The sequence below is a fragment of the Campylobacter sp. IFREMER_LSEM_CL2127 genome (assembly GCF_025771745.1).
Taxonomy (GTDB): Bacteria; Campylobacterota; Campylobacteria; order Campylobacterales; family Campylobacteraceae; genus Campylobacter_D.
Genome location: NZ_JAKMQV010000003.1, coordinates 70,988 through 89,551, shown reverse-complemented (window position 1 = coordinate 89,551; position 18,564 = coordinate 70,988). Strand labels below are relative to the sequence as shown.

Below are 18,564 nucleotides of genomic sequence, written 5' to 3'. Positions count from 1 at the left end.
TTATGATAGATGTAATGCAAATTCAAAAAATTTTACCACATAGGTATCCATTTTTACTTGTAGATAAAATCGTAGAATTAAAAAACAAAGAAGTTGTTAGAGGTTATAAAAATATTAGTATAAGCGATCATGTTTTTATGGGACATTTTCCAGATCATCCAATTTATCCGGGTGTGTTAATTTTAGAAGGCATGGCGCAAACTGGAGGGGTTTTAGCATTTGAAAGTATGGATGATAAAGTAGATCCAAGCACTAAGGTAGTATATTTTACGGGTATTGATAATGCAAAATTTAGAAATCCAGTGCGTCCAGGCGATAGACTTGATTATGAAATGAGTGTAGTAAAAAATCGTGGAAATATGTGGATTTTCCAAGGAAAAGCTTTTGTAGATGGGCAATTAGTTGCAGAAGCTGAACTTAAAGCCATGATAGTAGATAAATGATGAGTAAAATTCATCCAAGTGCAGTTATAGAAGATGGAGCTATTATAGCTGATGATGTTGTAGTAGAAGCTTATGCTTATGTTGGTAAAAATGCTAACATAGGCGCAAATACCATCATCAAACAAGGTGCGAGAATTTTGCCTAATGTGACTATAGGTGAGAAATCAAAAGTGTTTTCTTATGCTATAGTTGGAGATATCCCGCAAGATATATCTTATAAAGATGAGATAAGCTCAGGTGTTATCATAGGAAAGAATGCAGTTATTAGAGAGTTTGTGACTATTAATTCGGGTACAGCTAAAGGCGATGGCTTCACAAGGATAGGCGATAATGCTTTTATCATGGCTTATTCGCATATTGCACATGATTGTATTTTGGGAGATCATATTATTTTAGCAAATAATGCCACTTTAGCAGGACATGTAGAACTTGGTGATTATACTGTAGTGGGTGGACTTACCCCTATTCATCAGTTTGTTAAAGTGGGCGAGGGTTGTATGATAGCAGGCGCTAGTGCGCTTTCTCAAGATGTGGTGCCATTTTGTCTAGCTGAGGGCAACCGTGCAAGTATTAGAAGCTTGAATTTAGTAGGCATTAGAAGACGTTTTGACAAAGAAGAAGTGGATGTTTTAAGCAAGGCTTTTAAATTTTTATTCAGACAAGGAAATTTAAAAGATAACGCTTTGAATTTATTAGAAAGTACTTCTAGTGAAAATGTTAAAAAAATGTGTAATTTTATCTTAGAAACAAAAAGAGGAATTCCTATATATAAGGAAAAAAACCATGGTTAAAAGATGTAGTTTTTGTAACGAAATAGAAACAAGCGAAAGAAGAATTTTAGTAAATGATTATAATAATGCCTTTATATGTGAGTATTGTGCTGAAAGTGCTTGCAATATTTTCTTTGGAGAGGAAAAAGAGCTAAAAAATAAAGAAGTTGATAAAGAAAATTTTAAAGACATAACCCCTAAAGAATTAAAAGCATATTTAGATAAATATGTCATCGGACAAGATAGAGCTAAAAAAATCTTTAGCGTAGGGGTGTATAATCACTACAAAAGACTTTTTAGATCTGACTTAGAAGATGACGATACAGAATTAGCAAAATCAAATATTTTATTAGTAGGTCCAACAGGAAGTGGAAAAACTTTACTAGCACAAACTTTAGCTAGATTTTTAGATGTGCCTATTGCAATTTGCGATGCGACTTCTTTAACTGAAGCAGGTTATGTGGGAGAAGATGTTGAGAATATCCTAACACGTCTTTTACAAGCTGCTGATGGAGATGTGCAAAGAGCACAAAAAGGGATTATATTTATTGATGAGATAGATAAAATCGCAAGAATGGGTGAAAATCGCTCCATTACAAGAGATGTAAGTGGTGAGGGTGTGCAACAAGCTTTACTTAAAATCATCGAAGGATCTTTAGTAAATATCCCACCAAAAGGTGGTAGAAAACACCCAAATCAAGATTTTATACAAATAGATACGACTAATATTTTATTTGTGTGTGGTGGGGCTTTTGATGGTATTAGCGATATCATTAAAAGAAAACTAGGCGATAATGTCATGGGCTTTTTTACTGATGATAAAAAAGATGAAAAAGAAGCCTTGCTTCAAAGATTAGAGCCTGATGATTTAGTGCATTTTGGGCTTATCCCTGAGCTTATAGGAAGACTGCATGTGCTTGCTTCTTTAGAAGAGCTTGATGAAGAAAGTATGGTGCGTATTTTAACTGAGCCAAAAAATGCCATTATTAAACAATATCAAAAACTTTTTGCTATTGATAATGTGGAATTAAAATTTGAAGATGAAGCACTAAGAGAGATTGCTAAGCTTTCATTAGAGCGTAAAACAGGGGCTAGAGGTTTAAGAAGTATTATTGAAGAGATGATGGTAGATTTGATGTTTGATTTACCAGAGTATAATGGATATAGCATAGTAATTACTAAAGAAGTGATCAAAGAAGGTGCAAAACCTTTATTTATAAAAAATAAAAAAGTTAAAGGCTGAGAATGATTTTAGATCAAATAATTGGATTTTTTTCAAGTGATATGGGGATTGACTTAGGTACTGCAAATACTTTAGTTTTGGTAAAAGATAAAGGTATAGTGATTGATGAACCTTCAGTTGTTGCAGTAGAGCGTGAAAGATATGGTAGGGTTAAAATTTTAGCTGTTGGAAAAGAAGCTAAGGAAATGGTAGGAAAAACCCCAGGTAATATCGAAGCAATCCGTCCTATGAAAGATGGTGTGATTGCTGATTTTGATATGACTGAAAAAATGATCCGTTATTTTATAGAAAAAACTCATAGAAGAAAATCTTTTTTAAGACCTAGAATTATCATTTCAGTACCTTATGGTTTAACTCAAGTTGAAAGAAAAGCAGTTAGAGAAAGTGCTTTAAGTGCGGGTGCTAGAGAAGTATTTTTGATAGAAGAGCCTATGGCAGCAGCTATTGGTGCAAATTTACCAATCAGAGAGCCTCAAGGGAGCTTAGTGGTAGATATTGGTGGTGGTACAACTGAAATTGGCGTTACTTCTTTGGGCGGGCTTGTGATTTCAAAATCTATCCGCACAGCTGGCGATAAACTTGATACTAGTATAGTAAATTATGTAAAAGAAAAATACAACCTTGTCATAGGTGAAAGAACGGGTGAGGAAATTAAAATCGCAATAGGTTCAGCAGTTCAACTTCCAAAAGAGCTTTCTATGGTGGTTAAAGGACGTGATCAAGTAACAGGCTTGTTAAATAGAATCGAACTAACAAGTGAAGATGTAAGAGAGGCTATGCGTGAACATTTAAAAGAAATCGCTGATGCTTTAAAAATCGTTCTTGAAATGATGCCGCCTGATCTTGCAGCTGATATTGTTGAAAATGGTGTTGTTTTAACAGGAGGTGGAGCTTTAATACGCGGGCTTGATAAATATTTATCTGAAATTGTAAAACTTCCAGTATATGTAGCTGATGAGCCACTTTTAGCAGTTGCAAAAGGTACAGGTAAAGCTTTAGAAGAAATTTCATTATTACACCAGCTAACGAATGAAGAGTAAAATTCTTAGCGTTTTAATATTATCTTTTTTAGTATTTATTTCGTTTTATTATGGAGATGTAATAAAACGAAATGTTTTAGATTTAAATATTGCTATTGTTAATCAATTTTCTCAAAGTATTGATCTTTTAAAAAACAAATTCAACGAACATTTTAATCAAGCTGAAGAAATTAGAACTTTAAGAGAAAGAAATACTGAGCTTGAAAAAAATAATATTTATATGAAAAACTTTGCTAATGAGCTAAATAATATTTTAAGTGATAAAAACTCAAGTTTTTATTATCCTAATGTGAGTTTAGTTAAGGCAACTTCTTATGCGCAAATTAGTGATTATCATAAGGTTTGGCTTGATGTTGATTATAAAGGAAAAATCAAAGGCTTAATTTATAATGGCTATACAGCAGGCATAGTCATAGAAAAAAATGGAAGAGCTTTGGGTCTTTTGCAAGGTGATGAAGAATGTATTTTTTCTGTTTACATAGGTAAAGAACAAGCACCAGGTATAGCTCATGGAAGAAATGATTATGTTTTAGTTAAATATATCCCTAAATGGCTTGAGCTTAAAATGGGTGATAAGGTTTATACAAGTGGCTTAGATGAGATTTTCTTTTCAGGAATTCCAGTGGGAGAAATTTTTAAAATAGAAGAAGAGGGTGCTTATCAAAATGCTTATGTTAAACCCTATGCTAAGATGAAAGTACCAAGCTATTTTTATATGGTAGAAAATTTATAGTAAAAAATTATTTATTTTAATTAATATAAATTATTATTTAGAATTAAATATTACAATAGCTTCTAAGTTTAAAACTAGGAGCTTTAATGAAAAAATATATCAGCAGTTGTTTGGCTATTTGTTGTTTAAGTGGTGCTATTTATGCAAACGAAGTAGAATATGATGCGCAAAAAATAGCAGATATTTTTTATCAACTTAATGCAGACCCTAAAAATCCAAAAGCAAAGGTTAATCATGCAAAGGGTTTTTGTGCTATGGGAACTTTTGAGCCAGCTTTGTCTATCAATAAAGAAATTGATGTGTCTTTGTTAACACAAAAAAGCTTACCAATCCAAGTAAGATATTCTTTGGGTGGCGCTTTTAAAGATGATAAAAGCAAAACAAGGGGTATGGCTATTAGAATTACTGATCCTAAAGATTCTGCCTCTTGGACTATGGTTATGCTAAATACAGAAATAAATTTTGCAAAAAATCCTAAAGAGTTTGGTCAGTTTTTTGAAATGAGACTTCCTGTAAATGGTAAAGTCGATCAAGAAAAAATAAGCAAGATGATGAAAGAGGTTGATTCTTATAGAAATTTTGCTGCATATACGGATAAAATTGGTATCAGTAAAAGCGTAGCAAATACTCCATTTTTTAGTATCCATACTTTTTATTTTAAACAAGCAAATGGAGAAAATTATCTACCAGCAAGATGGAAATTAGTTCCAAGCGAAGGTGTGGCGTATTTAAATGAGGCACAAATGAAAAGTGCAAGTAGTGATTTTTTAAAAGAAGATTTTCAAAATCGTATAAAGACTAATAAGCCAGTTGAGTATAAGATGTATTTAGTATATGCAAATAAAAATGATATTACTAATGATACAACGGCCTTGTGGAGTGGTAAACACAAAGAAAGTTTAGTTGGGACTTTTAAAATTAAAGCTTTGAGCAAGGAAGATTGTAATTTTGATGTATATTTTCCTTCAGATGTACCTCAAGGGGTTAATCCACCACAAGATCCTTTATTTGATGTAAGAAATGAAGCTTATGCTATAACTTTTGGTAAGCGTCAATAAAATTTAGCTCTTTAAGAGCTAAATTCTTTATTAATTTCAACTTCTAAAAAACTTATATTTGTTATAATTTGGCTAAAAATTCAGCTTAGGAAAATACATGCCAAAAAGAACAGATATAAAAAATATATTATTAATAGGCAGTGGGCCTATCGTTATAGGTCAAGCTTGCGAGTTTGATTACTCAGGAACTCAAGCAGCAAAAACCTTAAAAGAGCTAGGTTATAGAGTGGTTTTGATCAATTCTAATCCAGCTACGATTATGACAGATCCTGAATTTGCTGATGCAACTTATATAGAACCAATCACCAAAGAAAGTATTCTAAGTATAATCAAAAAAGAAAAAATCGATGCGATTTTACCTACTATGGGTGGCCAAGTTGCATTAAATGTTGCTATGGAAGTTTATGAAAGTGGCGAGCTTGCAGATGTAAAATTTTTAGGTGCAAATCCTGAAGCGATTAAAAAGGGCGAAGATAGGCAAGTTTTTAAAGAATGTATGAAAAAAATTGGCATGGATTTGCCAAAATCTATGTATGCGTATAATTATGAAGAGGCTTTAAAAGCTGTTGATGAGATTGGTTTTCCTTTGATGATTAGAGCTTCTTTTACCTTAGGTGGTGCAGGAAGTGGCGTGGTATATAATATGGATGAGTTTGCAGAACTTGCAAATACTGCTTTAGCATTAAGCCCTATCCATGAAATTTTAATCGAAGAAAGTTTACTTGGTTGGAAAGAATATGAAATGGAAGTCATTAGAGATAAAAATGATAATTGTATTATCGTTTGCTCTATTGAAAATGTTGATCCTATGGGGGTTCATACGGGCGATTCTATTACTATAGCTCCTGCTTTAACTTTGACTGATAAAGAATACCAAGCAATGCGTAATGCCTCTTTTGCTATTTTAAGAGAAATCGGAGTAGATACAGGTGGATCAAATGTGCAATTTGCTATCAATCCAACTAATGGTAGAATGATAGTTATTGAAATGAATCCTAGGGTTTCAAGATCTTCAGCCTTAGCTAGTAAAGCAACGGGTTATCCTATAGCTAAGGTAGCTACGCTTTTAGCAGTTGGATTTAGTTTAGATGAGATTAAAAATGATATCACAGGAACTCCTGCTTCATTTGAACCGGTAATTGATTATATCGTAACTAAAATTCCTCGTTTTACTTTTGAAAAATTCCCAAATGCAAGCACAGAGCTTGGCACTGCTATGAAAAGCGTGGGTGAGGTTATGGCTATAGGGAGAACTTTTAAAGAAAGCATTCAAAAAGCACTTTGCTCACTTGAGAGAAATTTAAGTGGGTTTGATACTATAGAATGTGATAAAAATGAGCTTTTAGCAAAAATTCGCCAAGCTAATGAAAAACGCTTGCTTTATATAGCACAAGCTTTTAGAGAAGGTTTTAGCACACAAGAGCTTTTTGAGCTTTGCAAAATAGATCCTTGGTTTTTAAATCAAATCAAAGAAATAGTGGAATTTGAAAACCAAATAGATATGGATATTTTAAGCAATAAACAACTATTAAGAAAAGCCAAAACCTTAGGTTTTTCAGATAAAAAAATCGCTAGCTTGATTAATCAAAAAGATAATCTTGAGCTAAGCCAAAATGATATTTATTATGCAAGAATTAAACATAAAATCATTGCTCAATATAGCGAAGTAGATACTTGTGCAGGCGAATTTGAAGCACTAACCCCGTATTTATACTCAAGTATTAATGCAAATGAAGCTACACAAGTAAAAGAAAGTAAAGATAAAAAAGATAAAAAAGTGATGATTATAGGTGGTGGACCAAATCGCATAGGACAAGGCATTGAGTTTGATTATGCTTGTGTGCATGCTTCTTTTGCTTTAAAAGATATGGGTGTAAAAACTATAATGTATAATTGTAATCCAGAAACGGTTTCAACAGATTATGATACAAGTGATATTTTATACTTTGAGCCAATTGATTTTGAGCATTTAAGAGCAGTTATTGATAGAGAAAGACCTGATGGGGTGATAGTGCATTTTGGTGGTCAAACTCCGCTTAAATTTGCAAAACGCCTTAGTGCTTTTGGAGCAAAGATTATAGGAACAAGTGCAAGGGTGATAGATTTAGCTGAAGATAGAAAGAAATTTGCTAAATTTATTGAGGATTTAGGCATAAATCAACCTAAAAATGGCACAGCCATAAGTGTAGAAGAAGCGATTATAAAGGCAAATGAGATAGGTTATCCTGTGCTTGTTAGACCAAGCTATGTTTTGGGTGGTCGTGCAATGCGTGTGGTGCATGATGAGAGCGAGCTTAGACTTTATATGCAAGAAGCAGTGGATGTGAGTGATAAATCTCCGGTATTAATCGATCAATTTTTAGACAATGCAACTGAGCTTGATGTAGATGCGATAAGCGATGGAAAAGAAGTTTATGTAGCAGGTATTATGGAGCATATTGAAGAAGCAGGAATTCACTCAGGCGATAGTGCTTGTTCTTTGCCTGCTGTAAATATTGATGAAGCTATGCTTGAAATGATTGAGCAAAAAACAAAAGATATTGCTTTAAATTTAGGTGTTGTAGGACTTTTAAATATACAATTTGCTATTTATGATAATAAACTTTATATGATAGAAGTAAATCCAAGAGCTAGTAGAACCGTGCCTTTTGTGAGCAAAGCCACAGGAATTCCTTTAGCTAAGGTTGCAACACGTGTGATGTGGCAAGGAAATTTAAGAGAAAGTTTGAAATTTTATGATACCTTTAAAGTGGTAGAAGAAAAAAACGGAATTTTAAGAGCTAAAAAACCAAAACATATTAGCGTAAAATCAGTAGTATTTCCTTTTGCCAAACTTAGTGGAAGTGACCTTGAGCTTGGGCCTGAAATGCGCTCAACCGGTGAAGTTATGGGTGTAAGCAAAGACTTTGAAAACTCTTACGCAAAAAGCCAACTTGCTTCTTCAAATTTCTTACCAGAAAGTGGCAATGTATTTTTATCATTAAGAGAGCAGGATAAAAAATCTGCAGTAGATTTAGCTAACGAATACATTAAGCTAGGATTTAAAATCATTGCTACAAGTGGAACTTATAAAATTTTACAAGAAGCAGGTTTAGAGTGTGAGTTTGTGCATAAAATTTCTGAAGGACGCCCAAATGTAGAGGATAAGTTAAAAAATTCTCAAATTCAACTTGCTATTAATACTAGCGATGAGCATAGTTTTAAAGGTGATACTAAAAAAATCAGAGCAAATATTTTACGCTTTAAAACCCCATATTTTACCAACCTAAGAGCAGCGTATGCAGGTGCTAAAGCGATTAAAGCTATACAAAATAAATCATGTCTTGAAGTAAAGAGCTTGCAAGAATACTTAAAAGCATGATTTATCTTGCTCAAACTGATACAACAGCGGGGTTTTTAAGCAAGGACTTAAAAGCCCTTAATACTTTAAAAAAAAGGCCTTTAAGTCAGGATTGTTTGATTACCACAGCTAAATTTAGCGAGCTTAAAAAACTTACAAGAGTGCCAAATCATTTTAAAAACACTATTAGAAAATCCAAAAAAACTACTTTTTTATATCCTAATTCTAAAGCAATACGCGTCGTGAAAGATTGTGCCCATGAGGAATTTTTAAAAGAGTTTGATTGGCTTTATTCTACTTCTGCAAATCTTCATGGAAAAAAATTTGATCTAAATTGGGCTATGCAAAATGCAGATAAAATAGTAGATGAAAAGTTTTTTGAAAGCGGAGCCTCAAAGATTTTTAAACTTCGAGGCGTTAAAAAAGTTAAGTTACGCTAATTATTTTCCAAGTGGCCAAAATACTTTTGGTTCTTCGCCGATTTTTGCTTGTCCATGATACATTCCAAGCTTATCTTTAGTCCAAGCATAGCCAACTTTTCCATTTTTATCTATTGAGATGATTCCACCTGTGCCACCAAGTTTAGCTACTTGTTTGATAGTTTCTTCAGCTGCTTTTTGTACTGAAAGTTTTTTGTATTTATATAAAGACGCAACTTCATGAGCCACAGCCACTCTTATATAAATATCACCTGTTCCTGTGCAAGAAATCGCAACTGAGTCATTGTTTGCATAATTTCCTGCCCCTATGATAGGAGAATCTCCAATGCGTCCTGTCATTTTATTTGTAGTACCACCTGTGCTTGTGCCCGCTGCTAGGTTGCCATTTTTATCTAAAGCTATCGCACCTACTGTACCTAAATATGGCTCTGTGCTTATACCAAGATGAGCCTTTGCTTTATCGCTATCTAGTAATACTTCTTTGCTTTTTTTAGCTTCTTGAAGTTGTTTGTATCTGTGCTCTGTGAAAAAATATTTTTGTCCTACTATTTCTAAACCATGTTTTTTGGCTAATTTATCAGCACCCTCGCCCGCTATTAAAGTATGAGGTGTTTTTTCCATAACAAGTCTTGCTGCCTCTATAGGATTTTTAATTGTCCTAGCCATAGCAATTGCACCTGCTCTTAAATTTTTTCCATCCATTATAGATGCATCAAGTTCGTTAAATCCATCAGAAGTAAAAACAGCACCTTTTCCAGCGTTAAATTCAGGACTATCTTCCATTACTTTAATGGCAGCTATAACTGCATCAATAGAGCTTCCACCTTTTTCAAGTATGCTTTGGCCTGCTTTTAAAGATTCTTTCATTACCTTTTCCCTTTTAGCAAATTCTTCTTTAGTAAGTCCTAAGCCACTTGTACCACCGTGTATCACGATGATAGGTTCAAAATCTTTTGCAAAAGTATTATTACTTGTTAAAAATGCTAAACTAGCTAATATTAATAAAGCCTTTTTACTATTTGTTAAAAAACTCATTTTTATCTCCTTGTTACAAGCTTTTGATTTTATAATAATAAAAATTAAATATAAATTAATATTATAAAAATATTTATAATAATGATATTTTTTATTATTATATGTTTAGTTTTTGATTAAAGTTTTATTTTTGTAATTTTAGCTATAATTTGCGCTTTTGAAAAAAGGTAGATTATGATAGAAAGAACAAAAATAAGCTCTAATTTTGGTTGGTTTATGGTTATTTTGGGTGGTTTGGTTGAGTGTTTTTGGGTGAGTGGGTTAAAATACTCAACTGAAATTTGGCATTATGCTTTAACAGCCATTGGGGTTTGCATATCTTTTACATGTTTTTTAAAAGCTTGTGAAAGACTTGAAGTAAGCATTGCTTATAGTGTTTTTGTAGGTATTGGCACGGTTGGGGTGGTGCTTAATGAGATGTTTATTTTCAATGAGCCAAGTTCTATCACCAAGCTTACTTTAATAGCTATTTTACTTTTAAGTATCATAGGCCTTAAAATCATTAGCAAGGAAGCTAAATAATGGAATGGTTCTTTTTGTTTTTAGCGACTGCTTTTGAAATTTTTGGTGTGATTATCATGAAGCAACTTGTAAGCACTAAAAATAAGCTTTATCTTTTAGCTTTGATAGTGTGTTTTGGTTTTTCGTTTGGGTTTTTAAGCCTTAGTATGCAAAGCATTGCTATGAGTGTGGCTTATTCTATATGGACAGGAGCTGGAACTGCAGGCGGGGTTATCATCGGAGTGCTTTTTTATAAAGAAAGCAAAAGCTTTTTAAAGCTTTTTTTAATTGCTCTTATCATTGCTTGTACTGTGGGTTTAAAAATACTTTCATAGGTTTAAAATGAAAATATACATTAGTGGTATAGACACAGATGTTGGCAAAACTTATCTAAGTGCTAGAATTTGCAAGGAATTAGGTTTTGATTATTTTAAGCTTATCCAAGCAGGCACACCAAAAGATAGTGAGGTAGTAGCTGAGTTTAGTCCAAAAACTAAGATTTTCAAAGAAGGCGTGTTTTTGCAAACTCCTGCTTCACCACACAAAGGCAGAATTTTAGAAAATTTAAGCTATAAAGCCTTTGATATACAAATTCCACAAAGTGACAAACTCATCATCGAGTTAGCTGGTGGGCTTTTTTCGCCCTTTGATGATGAAAAAACGATGATTGATTATATGAGTGCGTTTAAGTACCCTACGATTTTAGTGGCAAAAGACTATCTAGGAAGTATCAATCACACGCTTTTAAGTATAGAAGCACTAAAACAAAGAGATATTAAAATCCTTGCTTTAATCTTAAAAACCCAAGATAATTTTAGCAAGGATTTTATAAGCAATTACGCTAAAATTCCTATCATAGAATTTGATGATAAAGTGTGTGAGAAACTTTCAAAAATCCTTGAAAATCTCTCTTAAAGACTGCACTACATAAGCAATCTCATCTTCATTTATAACATATGGTGGCATGAAATAAATTGTATTTCCAAGTGGTCTTAAAAGTAAGCCTTTTTCTAAGGCTCTTTGAAAGACTTCAAGTCCTGCTCTTTGGTATTTGCTTTTTTGTATATCAAATGCGCTTACCATGCCTAAATTTCTAAAATTTCCTAAAAAGTCAAATTCTTTTAAACTCTCCCATTGTGTTTTTATAAAAGCACTTTTGATTTTATTTTTTGCGATGATATTTTCTTTTTCAAAAATATCCAAAGTCGCATTAGCCGCTGCACAAGCTAGGGCATTACCTGTGTAAGAGTGAGAGTGTAAAAAGGCCTTTTGGCTCTCATAGCTATCATAAAATTTCTCATAAATTTCATCTTTAGTAAGCACCACTGAAAGTGGTAAATACCCACCCGTGATACCTTTAGAAAGACATATATAATCAATGCTTTGTGAGCAATAATCTAGCGCAAACATCTCTCCCGTGCGTCCAAAACCTGTGGCTATTTCATCAAATATCACTTGCACGCCATAATTTTTAGCAAGTTTAATCGCCTCATCTAAATACCCAAGCTCATACATGTGCATATTGCCTGCACATTGAAGTAAAGGCTCAAGTATAAAAGCACAAATTTCATGATGATGATTTTTTAAAATACTTTCTAAAATTTCAAGTTCTTTTGTATAGTCTTTGCTTGTTGGCACAGGCGTTGTGATACTTTTTAAAAGTAAAGGCTCATAGGTTTTTTTATAAAGTGCTACATCGCCAACGCTTAATGCACCTAAGGTTTCTCCATGGTAAGAATTGCTAAGTGATAGGAATTTATCCTTTTTAGAGCCATTGTTTAAGTGGTATTGAAAACTCATTTTTAAAGCCACTTCTATGGCTGAACTACCATTGTCTGCAAAAAAGCATTTATCAAAAGGTAAAAGCTTACAAAGTCTTTGCGAAAGTTTTATGATAGGCTCATGTGAAAAACCAGCAAGCAAGACATGCTCTAAATTTTGAAGTTGATCTTTGATTTTTTCATTGATATATTCATTACAATGGCCAAAGATATTTACCCACCAAGAGCTAATGCAGTCTATGTAAGATTTTTCATCAAAATCATACAAATACACCCCCTTAGCCTTTTTTATAGGTATTAAAGGTAAAAACTCATGATCGCTCATTTGCGTGCAAGGATGCCAAATGTGTTTTAAGTCTAGTTCTTTTAAATTCATTTTTACTTCTTTGATTTTTATTACTAATGATACTACAATTTTTACTCAAATTTATGCTTTAAAATGAAAAAGGATTATTTAGAAAATATTTATATAATTAGCTTTTATCTTAAATTTAGAGGTAAAGTATGAAAAAAGTTTTGATTATCTTAGCGATTTTATTTTTAAATTTTGCATATTCGCAAGAGGATATGCTCGAAAAAGATTGTATAGAAAACAAAAAAGGATGTTATTTTCTAGGAGCTATATATCGACTTCATTATAAGAATTATCCTAAAGCGGCAGAATTTTATAAAAGAGCTTGTGAATTAAATGACGGTGATGGATGTTGGGAACTTGCATTTTTATATGAAACTGGAAAAGGTGTTAAAATGAGTAGTTCTATGGCGGAAAAACTTTATAATAAGGCTTGTTCTTTAAATAGTTTTCATGCTTGTTTTGACCTTGGGGTTATATATGAGAAAGGACAAGTTGTTAGTAAAAATAATTTTAAAGCCGTAGAATTTTATAAAAAAGCTTGTGATATGAATTATAAAGAAGGATGTAATAGTCTTGGTTTTATGTATGAAAATGGCAGAGGTATTAGAAAAGACACTTCTAAGGCTTTAGAATATTTTGGCAAGGCTTGTGATTTAAAAAGCGATGAGGGTTGTCAAAACTACGCAAGGCTTAAACAATAATGCAAATTGCACAAATTTTAGATGCATTAAAACAACAAGATAATTTTAGAATTCTACGCTCATTAAAACATGAGGGAAAATATGTTATTTATAATGAGCAAAAATTGCTAAATTTAGCGAGTAATGATTATCTAAATTTAAGCAATGAAAAAGCATTAAAGCAAGATTTTTTAACGCATTTAAAAGAATTTAAATTTTCTAGTTCAAGTTCAAGAAGCTTGAGTGGAAATTATGCGATTTTTGATGAATTTGAAAGCTTTTTAGAAGCTAAGTTAGGCAAAAAAATTTTGCATTTTAACAATGGCTATGCCTTAAATGTTAGCTGTTTGCAAGCTTTAGCAAGCATTAAAAATACTTTATTTTTAGCAGATAAGCAAGTACATGCAAGTATCATCGATGGTTTAAGGCTTGGCGGGGCTAAATTTATAAGGTTTAAACATAATGATATAAAGCATTTACAAAGCTTAGTACAAAAGCATTATAAAGAATTTGAAAATATCATCATCGTAAGTGAAGCGCTATTTAGTATGGATGGAGATTTTGCACCTATAAAAGAATTCATAAATTTGAAAAAAGAGTTTAAAAATATCAAAATTTATATTGATGAAGCTCATAGCATAGGTTGTTTTAATGATGATGGTTTGGGTTATGTGAGATTTTTGGGTTTAGAAAAGGAAGTGGATTTTTTAGTTTTTACCTTTGGTAAAGCCATAGCTTCCATGGGAGCTTGTATGATAAGTGATGAAAAAGATTTTTTTATCAACAAAGCAAGGGCCTTTATATACTCAACTGCTATTGCACCCATCAATGTAGCTTGGACTTTGCATGTTTTTAAGTATTTGCATGAATTTAGCGCTCAAAGAAAAGAACTTTTAAAATTAAGCACTTGGTTTAAAAATGCTTTAGCAAGTAAAGGTGCAGTTTTAGGCGAGGCTTATGTGATATCTTTTATTTTAGGGCAAAATGCACTAGCTAGTGAAATTTCACAAAAGCTTTTAGAAAATGGTATTTTTGCACCTGCTATTAAAGAGCCAACTGTGGCTAAAAATACAGCTAGAATTCGCTTTTCTTTGCATGCTGGGCTAGTGAAAAAAGACTTAGAAAAGGTTTTGGAGGTACTTTGAAAACTCATTTTTTACATGAAAATGCAAATTCATCTGAGTTGATTTTATTTTTTTCAGGATTTTGCTCACATTTTAGCCATTTTGCGCATTTAAAAAGTGATGTAAATGTTTTAATGGTGTATGATTATACGAGTTTTGGTTGGGAAATTAATCTTAATAAATTTGAAAAAATCACCCTTGTTGGCTTTTCTATGGGAGTTTGCGTGGCGAGTAAAATTTTAAAAGATATGAAATTTGATAAAAAAATAGCCATAAATGGCACAAATTTACCTATAGATGATGAATTTGGGATTAAAAAAGCCATTTTTAAACTTACTATGAAAAGATTTGCTTTGGAAGATTTTAAAGTAAATTTGCTTGAAAAAAGAATGAATTTAAGTGATGGATTTTATTTTGAAAAAAACGAGCATTTAAAAGCAGAACTTCTAAGCTTATATGAGTTTTGCACTAAAGATTTAAACGAAAAATTCACTTGGGATAAAGCCATAATCAGTAAAGATGATAAGATCTTTCCACCAAAGCATGCTTTTAATTTTTTCAAAGAAAAGGCAATGTTTATCGATGAGCCACATTTTGCATTTTTTAAATACCACACTTGGGAAGCACTTTGCAAACTTTCATAAGAGCAAAAGACACTTATAGCGCAAATACACCTGTGCAAAAAGAAATGGCTAAAGAGCTTTGTAAAATGCTTAGTGAGAGTGATTTTAGAGATTTTGAAGCGGTGTTTGAATTTGGCTGTGGGGTAGGGGTTTTTAGCAAGGCTTTGCAAGAATGTATTAAATTTAAGCATTATTTTTTAAATGATATTTATCCTTTTGAAAATCCTTGTAAGTTTGATGAATTTGGTGTTTTTGATATGAATGAGCTTAAAAATCATCATTTTTATACGAAAAAATTTGATCTTATAACTTCCAATGCTTGCATGCAGTGGCTAAAGATAGATGAGCTTTTAGAAAATCTTGCAAACATGCTAAATAAAAATGGGATTTTGCTTTTTTCTACTTTTGGAGAAAAAAATTTTACTCAAATAAAACAAAGCACTAATTTATCACTTAAATATTTAACTTTAGAGCAAATTGCACAAAAACTTTCTAAAAAATTTAAGATCATAAAGGCAAAAGAGGAGTTAAAAGAGCTAAAATTTGATGATACTTTAGAGCTTTTTAGGCATTTGAAATTAAGCGGGGTAAATGCTTTGAGTGAAAAATTTTTCATAAGCAAGGCATTTTTAAAAAACTATGAAAAAGAATTTCAAAATACCTTGACTTACCATCCTTTATTTTTTATGTGTCAAGTTTATTAAATTTGATAGATATTTTTTTGCTAATTCTTCTCTTAGATAAAGCTTGTTAAAATCACTTATATCCATACATAAAGCAAAAGCATAAATTTGATGAGTTTTTTTATCTTTTATAAAACCTACGATTTGTCCGTATTTTTCTTTACCCCAGCCTGTTTTTGCAAAAAACTCATAATGATCATTTTCACTAAGTTTTATTATATTTATAACTTCTTTTTGTATATTTTTAGGATAATCTAATTTTAGATTTGCTAGTTCAAAAAGTAAGTTTGCTTGTTCTTTAAGACTAATTTGTAAAGAATCATCTATCCAAAATTCGTCGATTTTACTTATTTTTTGGTTGCCATAATTAAGTTTATTTAAGTTTTTTTGCATTTTTTCTAAGCCGATTTTTCTAGCTAGTTCTTTATAGGCAGGTAGTTGTGATCTTTGCATAGCTAGGGCTAAATTTGCGTCATTTTTCCAAGAGGGTAAAAATACCTTTTCACCTTTGTAGTGATAAAAAATTTCATTGGTATCTTTTACAATACCTTCATTCAGTGCGATTAGGGCATTGAATATTTTAAAAGTAGAGGCAGGTAAAATGCGTTTGTTTGCTTTTGTAAAATCATTACTATAATAATCCTTGCCATCATAAGCTACAAAAACCCCACTTTCATTGTAATCTTTAAAAAGATTTTCTAAATTTTCATTTGCCAAAGCAAAAGAGCAAAAAAGACTAAAAAGTAAAAGTAATTTTTTCAATTTATTTCCTTTTTCATTAAAAAATTTTTCAATTCTTGTTGATCTCTTATAGCAATGTTTTCTTTGATGATTTTAAATCCTGCTTTTAAAAAGAAATTTTTAGCACTAAGACTAGCAAAAGTATAAATTTCACTATAAGGGTAGTTTTTAAGAGCAAATTCTAATAAAGCTTTGCCATAACCTTGATGAGCATAGCTTGCATGAGTAAAGCAAAGGTCGAGTGTTTTTTCTTCTAAATTTATACTTATAAAAGATATGATTTGACTTTTTTCTTCATAAACAAAGCCTAGTTGATTTTGAAATTTTTCTTCCCAAGCTTTTTGATCTATATTAATCCATGCATGAATTTGTTCTTTTGTGTAATCATTTTTACAAAGAGTGGATACGCTTTGCTTAAAAAGCTTGATACAAGAAGCTAAGTCTTTTATATCAAGCTTTCTTATCAAGCACTTTCCTTAAAGCCAAAGAAGCTAAAGCAAGTCCAAAAGAGGCTGTCACACCCATAAATGAGCCAAGATCTTTACAATGAGCTTCTTCATCTGAAAATACCACATCAAAGTCTCCTTTAAAGCCTGATTTTCTAAGCTCATAGCGGAATTTTTTAGCTAAAGCATCGCCATGTGTTTTAAATATGCTTGTCGTTTTAATACGCGTTGGGTCAAGCTTTCTAGCTCCACCGGTCGATGAGATAAAAATTTGCTTTTTTAAATCAACTAAATTAGCCAAAGCAACCTTAGCTGGTATATCATCAATCGCATCAATGATTAAATCAAACTCACTTAAATCAAAACTTTTCAAAAACTCATCATCGATTTTACTAACTATACCTTTGGCATTGTAAATGCGTTCAAAAACCTTAGCTTTTTCCTCGCCTATATTTTCACTATGAAGTTGGCGGTTTTGATTAGTAGTTTCAAATTTATCCGCATCAATTAAAGTTAGATTATTAAAGCCACTTCTAAAAAGCGCATCAACGCAAATTCCACCAACTCCACCAAGTCCGCAAACTAAAACTTTAGTATTTTGAAATTTAATAAAATTTTCTTCATTAACAAGCCATTTTATACGCGTGTATCTATCCATTTTTCATCCATTTTTTGAGATTTTTCATTTGATTATAAGCTGTTAGATCAAGCATTATAGGTGTTATTGTGGCATAGCCTTGTTTTAAAAGTGCTATATCTGAATCTTTTTCGTTTTCATGATCAAGATTAGCAGCAGCTAGCCAGTAGTATTCTACACCTCTTGGATTTGTATTTGAATGTGCTTTATAACTATAAATTCTTTTACCTGCTTTGCAAATTTTTAAGCCCTGAAAGGCTGTTTTGCTAGAAGGAAAGTTGATATTTAAAAATTCTTTTTTATTTAAAGGAAAGCCTTTTTCAAAGATATTTTTGACTATTTTTTTAGTAAGTTTTAAAGCAAGTTTATAATCAAGCTCTTTTTGGCTATCTTTGTAAAATTGTGATAAAGCAATGGCAGGAATTCCATGAAGCACAGCTTCCATAGCACCTGCGCAAGTTCCTGAGTAAGTTATATCCTCGCCTACATTAGCACCTTTATTAATCCCACTTATGACAAGATCAGGTAAACGCTTTTTGTATAAAGCATGCAAAGCAAGATAAACACAATCTGCAGGCGTGCCATCATCAAGCTTGTAAAATCTTTTGCCAACCTTGTGAAATCTTAAAGGTTTGGTTAGTGTTATGGAGTGCGAGCATGCTGATTTTTCACTAGCAGGAGCTACTATGGTAATTTTAGCTTTAAAATGCTTTCTTAGCATTTTAATAAGTTTTTTTAAACCTTCACTTTCGTAGCCATCATCGTTTGTTATTAAAATTTCTTTCATATTTTTCCTTTTTTTAAATTTTAACATAAGTGATAAAATATTTTTTTAAATAAAGAAAAATTATTAATGGTGTTTTGTATTACAATTTATTTATAATTATGATA

At 31.9% G+C, this 18,564-nt stretch carries 21 protein-coding genes; 15 read left to right on the top strand and 6 right to left on the bottom strand.

What is annotated here, in order from left to right; translation table 11 throughout:
- Positions 1-2: 2 nt before the first annotated feature.
- From fabZ to L8V77_RS03605, 8 genes are all read left to right on the top strand, one after another.
- Complete coding sequence (fabZ, locus tag L8V77_RS03640) at positions 3-443, top strand: 3-hydroxyacyl-ACP dehydratase FabZ (protein WP_039619275.1); 441 nt, start codon at positions 3-5, stop codon at positions 441-443.
- Positions 443-1,234 carry an acyl-ACP--UDP-N-acetylglucosamine O-acyltransferase gene (lpxA, locus tag L8V77_RS03635; RefSeq protein WP_263706806.1) on the top strand — a complete coding sequence of 264 codons (792 nt, stop codon included), beginning with the start codon at positions 443-445 and terminating at the stop codon, positions 1,232-1,234. Before fabZ ends, lpxA begins: the two co-directional genes overlap by 1 nt.
- Positions 1,227-2,456: an ATP-dependent Clp protease ATP-binding subunit ClpX gene (gene clpX, locus L8V77_RS03630; protein ID WP_039619273.1), complete on the top strand. Its 1,230-nt coding sequence runs from the start codon at positions 1,227-1,229 to the stop codon at positions 2,454-2,456. Before lpxA ends, clpX begins: the two co-directional genes overlap by 8 nt.
- Positions 2,457-2,458: 2 nt before the next feature.
- Positions 2,459-3,496 (top strand): rod shape-determining protein, encoded by a 1,038-nt coding sequence (locus tag L8V77_RS03625; RefSeq protein ID WP_012662095.1) that lies wholly within the window; start codon positions 2,459-2,461, stop codon positions 3,494-3,496.
- Positions 3,486-4,229, top strand: coding sequence for a rod shape-determining protein MreC (mreC, locus tag L8V77_RS03620; protein WP_263679500.1), 744 nt, complete (start codon positions 3,486-3,488; stop codon positions 4,227-4,229). The genes L8V77_RS03625 and mreC overlap by 11 nt, the downstream gene beginning before the upstream one ends.
- 86 nt (positions 4,230-4,315) lie before the next feature.
- Positions 4,316-5,287: a catalase gene (locus tag L8V77_RS03615; protein WP_263706746.1), complete on the top strand. Its 972-nt coding sequence runs from the start codon at positions 4,316-4,318 to the stop codon at positions 5,285-5,287.
- Positions 5,288-5,384: 97 nt separating this feature from the next.
- Positions 5,385-8,648 carry a carbamoyl-phosphate synthase large subunit gene (gene carB / locus L8V77_RS03610; RefSeq protein ID WP_263706743.1) on the top strand — a complete coding sequence of 1,088 codons (3,264 nt, stop codon included), beginning with the start codon at positions 5,385-5,387 and terminating at the stop codon, positions 8,646-8,648.
- Positions 8,645-9,067, top strand: coding sequence for a Sua5 YciO YrdC YwlC family protein (locus L8V77_RS03605; RefSeq protein ID WP_263706741.1), 423 nt, complete (start codon positions 8,645-8,647; stop codon positions 9,065-9,067). The genes carB and L8V77_RS03605 overlap by 4 nt, the downstream gene beginning before the upstream one ends.
- Here the strand turns inward: L8V77_RS03605 and L8V77_RS03600 are convergent, their stop codons facing one another.
- A complete protein-coding gene (locus tag L8V77_RS03600) occupies positions 9,068-10,102 on the bottom strand; it encodes an isoaspartyl peptidase/L-asparaginase family protein (protein WP_263706740.1) in 1,035 nt (344 codons plus the stop codon).
- Positions 10,103-10,276: 174 nt separating this feature from the next.
- On the opposite strand from L8V77_RS03600, the gene L8V77_RS03595 reads away from it, so the two are divergent.
- From L8V77_RS03595 to bioD, 3 genes are read left to right on the top strand one after another with little or no spacing between them, the layout of a single operon-like run.
- Complete coding sequence (locus L8V77_RS03595) at positions 10,277-10,624, top strand: DMT family transporter (protein WP_087699708.1); 348 nt, start codon at positions 10,277-10,279, stop codon at positions 10,622-10,624.
- Positions 10,624-10,938, top strand: coding sequence for a DMT family transporter (locus L8V77_RS03590; RefSeq protein ID WP_039619256.1), 315 nt, complete (start codon positions 10,624-10,626; stop codon positions 10,936-10,938). The genes L8V77_RS03595 and L8V77_RS03590 overlap by 1 nt, the downstream gene beginning before the upstream one ends.
- 7 nt (positions 10,939-10,945) lie before the next feature.
- Positions 10,946-11,518 (top strand): dethiobiotin synthase, encoded by a 573-nt coding sequence (bioD, locus tag L8V77_RS03585; protein WP_263706738.1) that lies wholly within the window; start codon positions 10,946-10,948, stop codon positions 11,516-11,518.
- Here the strand turns inward: bioD and L8V77_RS03580 are convergent.
- Positions 11,492-12,760 (bottom strand): adenosylmethionine--8-amino-7-oxononanoate transaminase, encoded by a 1,269-nt coding sequence (locus L8V77_RS03580; RefSeq protein ID WP_263706737.1) that lies wholly within the window; start codon positions 12,758-12,760, stop codon positions 11,492-11,494. The two genes, bioD and L8V77_RS03580, sit on opposite strands and share 27 nt — an antisense overlap.
- 128 nt (positions 12,761-12,888) lie before the next feature.
- On the opposite strand from L8V77_RS03580, the gene L8V77_RS03575 reads away from it, so the two are divergent.
- The 4 genes from L8V77_RS03575 to bioC are packed head-to-tail and all read left to right on the top strand — an operon-like array spanning position 12,889 to position 15,870.
- Positions 12,889-13,440, top strand: coding sequence for a tetratricopeptide repeat protein (locus L8V77_RS03575; RefSeq protein ID WP_263706736.1), 552 nt, complete (start codon positions 12,889-12,891; stop codon positions 13,438-13,440).
- A complete protein-coding gene (locus L8V77_RS03570; RefSeq protein WP_263706735.1) occupies positions 13,440-14,564 on the top strand; it encodes an aminotransferase class I/II-fold pyridoxal phosphate-dependent enzyme in 1,125 nt (374 codons plus the stop codon). The genes L8V77_RS03575 and L8V77_RS03570 overlap by 1 nt, the downstream gene beginning before the upstream one ends.
- A complete protein-coding gene (locus L8V77_RS03565) occupies positions 14,561-15,187 on the top strand; it encodes a pimeloyl-ACP methyl esterase BioG family protein (protein WP_263706734.1) in 627 nt (208 codons plus the stop codon). Before L8V77_RS03570 ends, L8V77_RS03565 begins: the two co-directional genes overlap by 4 nt.
- The gene (gene bioC / locus L8V77_RS03560) at positions 15,172-15,870 is read left to right on the top strand and encodes a malonyl-ACP O-methyltransferase BioC (RefSeq protein WP_263706733.1); all 699 of its coding nucleotides are present in this window, start codon (positions 15,172-15,174) and stop codon (positions 15,868-15,870) included. Before L8V77_RS03565 ends, bioC begins: the two co-directional genes overlap by 16 nt.
- Here the strand turns inward: bioC and blaOXA are convergent.
- From blaOXA to surE, 4 genes are read right to left on the bottom strand one after another with little or no spacing between them, the layout of a single operon-like run.
- The gene (gene blaOXA / locus L8V77_RS03555; protein ID WP_263706731.1) at positions 15,844-16,611 is read right to left on the bottom strand and encodes an OXA-493 family class D beta-lactamase; all 768 of its coding nucleotides are present in this window, start codon (positions 16,609-16,611) and stop codon (positions 15,844-15,846) included. The two genes, bioC and blaOXA, sit on opposite strands and share 27 nt — an antisense overlap.
- The gene (locus tag L8V77_RS03550) at positions 16,608-17,057 is read right to left on the bottom strand and encodes a GNAT family N-acetyltransferase (protein ID WP_263706728.1); all 450 of its coding nucleotides are present in this window, start codon (positions 17,055-17,057) and stop codon (positions 16,608-16,610) included. The genes blaOXA and L8V77_RS03550 overlap by 4 nt, the downstream gene beginning before the upstream one ends.
- Positions 17,041-17,694, bottom strand: a complete 654-nt coding sequence (locus tag L8V77_RS03545) for a ThiF family adenylyltransferase (protein WP_263706727.1) — start codon at positions 17,692-17,694, stop codon at positions 17,041-17,043. Before L8V77_RS03545 ends, L8V77_RS03550 begins: the two co-directional genes overlap by 17 nt.
- Entirely contained in the window at positions 17,687-18,460 is a 774-nt protein-coding gene (gene surE, locus L8V77_RS03540) for a 5'/3'-nucleotidase SurE (RefSeq protein WP_263706724.1), read from the bottom strand. The genes L8V77_RS03545 and surE overlap by 8 nt, the downstream gene beginning before the upstream one ends.
- Positions 18,461-18,564 lie beyond the last annotated feature (104 nt).

Excerpts from the sequence above, each read along its gene's own strand:
- fabZ (WP_039619275.1), top strand. The coding sequence starts at position 3 with ATGATAGATGTAATGCAAATTCAAAAAATTTTACCACATAGGTATCCA.
- lpxA (WP_263706806.1), top strand. The coding sequence starts at position 443 with ATGAGTAAAATTCATCCAAGTGCAGTTATAGAAGATGGAGCTATTATA.
- clpX (WP_039619273.1), top strand. The coding sequence starts at position 1,227 with ATGGTTAAAAGATGTAGTTTTTGTAACGAAATAGAAACAAGCGAAAGA.
- L8V77_RS03625 (WP_012662095.1), top strand. The coding sequence starts at position 2,459 with ATGATTTTAGATCAAATAATTGGATTTTTTTCAAGTGATATGGGGATT.
- mreC (WP_263679500.1), top strand. The coding sequence starts at position 3,486 with ATGAAGAGTAAAATTCTTAGCGTTTTAATATTATCTTTTTTAGTATTT.
- L8V77_RS03615 (WP_263706746.1), top strand. The coding sequence starts at position 4,316 with ATGAAAAAATATATCAGCAGTTGTTTGGCTATTTGTTGTTTAAGTGGT.
- carB (WP_263706743.1), top strand. The coding sequence starts at position 5,385 with ATGCCAAAAAGAACAGATATAAAAAATATATTATTAATAGGCAGTGGG.
- L8V77_RS03605 (WP_263706741.1), top strand. The coding sequence starts at position 8,645 with ATGATTTATCTTGCTCAAACTGATACAACAGCGGGGTTTTTAAGCAAG.
- L8V77_RS03600 (WP_263706740.1), bottom strand. The coding sequence starts at position 10,102 with ATGAGTTTTTTAACAAATAGTAAAAAGGCTTTATTAATATTAGCTAGT.
- L8V77_RS03595 (WP_087699708.1), top strand. The coding sequence starts at position 10,277 with ATGATAGAAAGAACAAAAATAAGCTCTAATTTTGGTTGGTTTATGGTT.
- L8V77_RS03590 (WP_039619256.1), top strand. The coding sequence starts at position 10,624 with ATGGAATGGTTCTTTTTGTTTTTAGCGACTGCTTTTGAAATTTTTGGT.
- bioD (WP_263706738.1), top strand. The coding sequence starts at position 10,946 with ATGAAAATATACATTAGTGGTATAGACACAGATGTTGGCAAAACTTAT.
- L8V77_RS03580 (WP_263706737.1), bottom strand. The coding sequence starts at position 12,760 with ATGAATTTAAAAGAACTAGACTTAAAACACATTTGGCATCCTTGCACG.
- L8V77_RS03575 (WP_263706736.1), top strand. The coding sequence starts at position 12,889 with ATGAAAAAAGTTTTGATTATCTTAGCGATTTTATTTTTAAATTTTGCA.
- L8V77_RS03570 (WP_263706735.1), top strand. The coding sequence starts at position 13,440 with ATGCAAATTGCACAAATTTTAGATGCATTAAAACAACAAGATAATTTT.
- L8V77_RS03545 (WP_263706727.1), bottom strand. The coding sequence starts at position 17,694 with ATGGATAGATACACGCGTATAAAATGGCTTGTTAATGAAGAAAATTTT.
- surE (WP_263706724.1), bottom strand. The coding sequence starts at position 18,460 with ATGAAAGAAATTTTAATAACAAACGATGATGGCTACGAAAGTGAAGGT.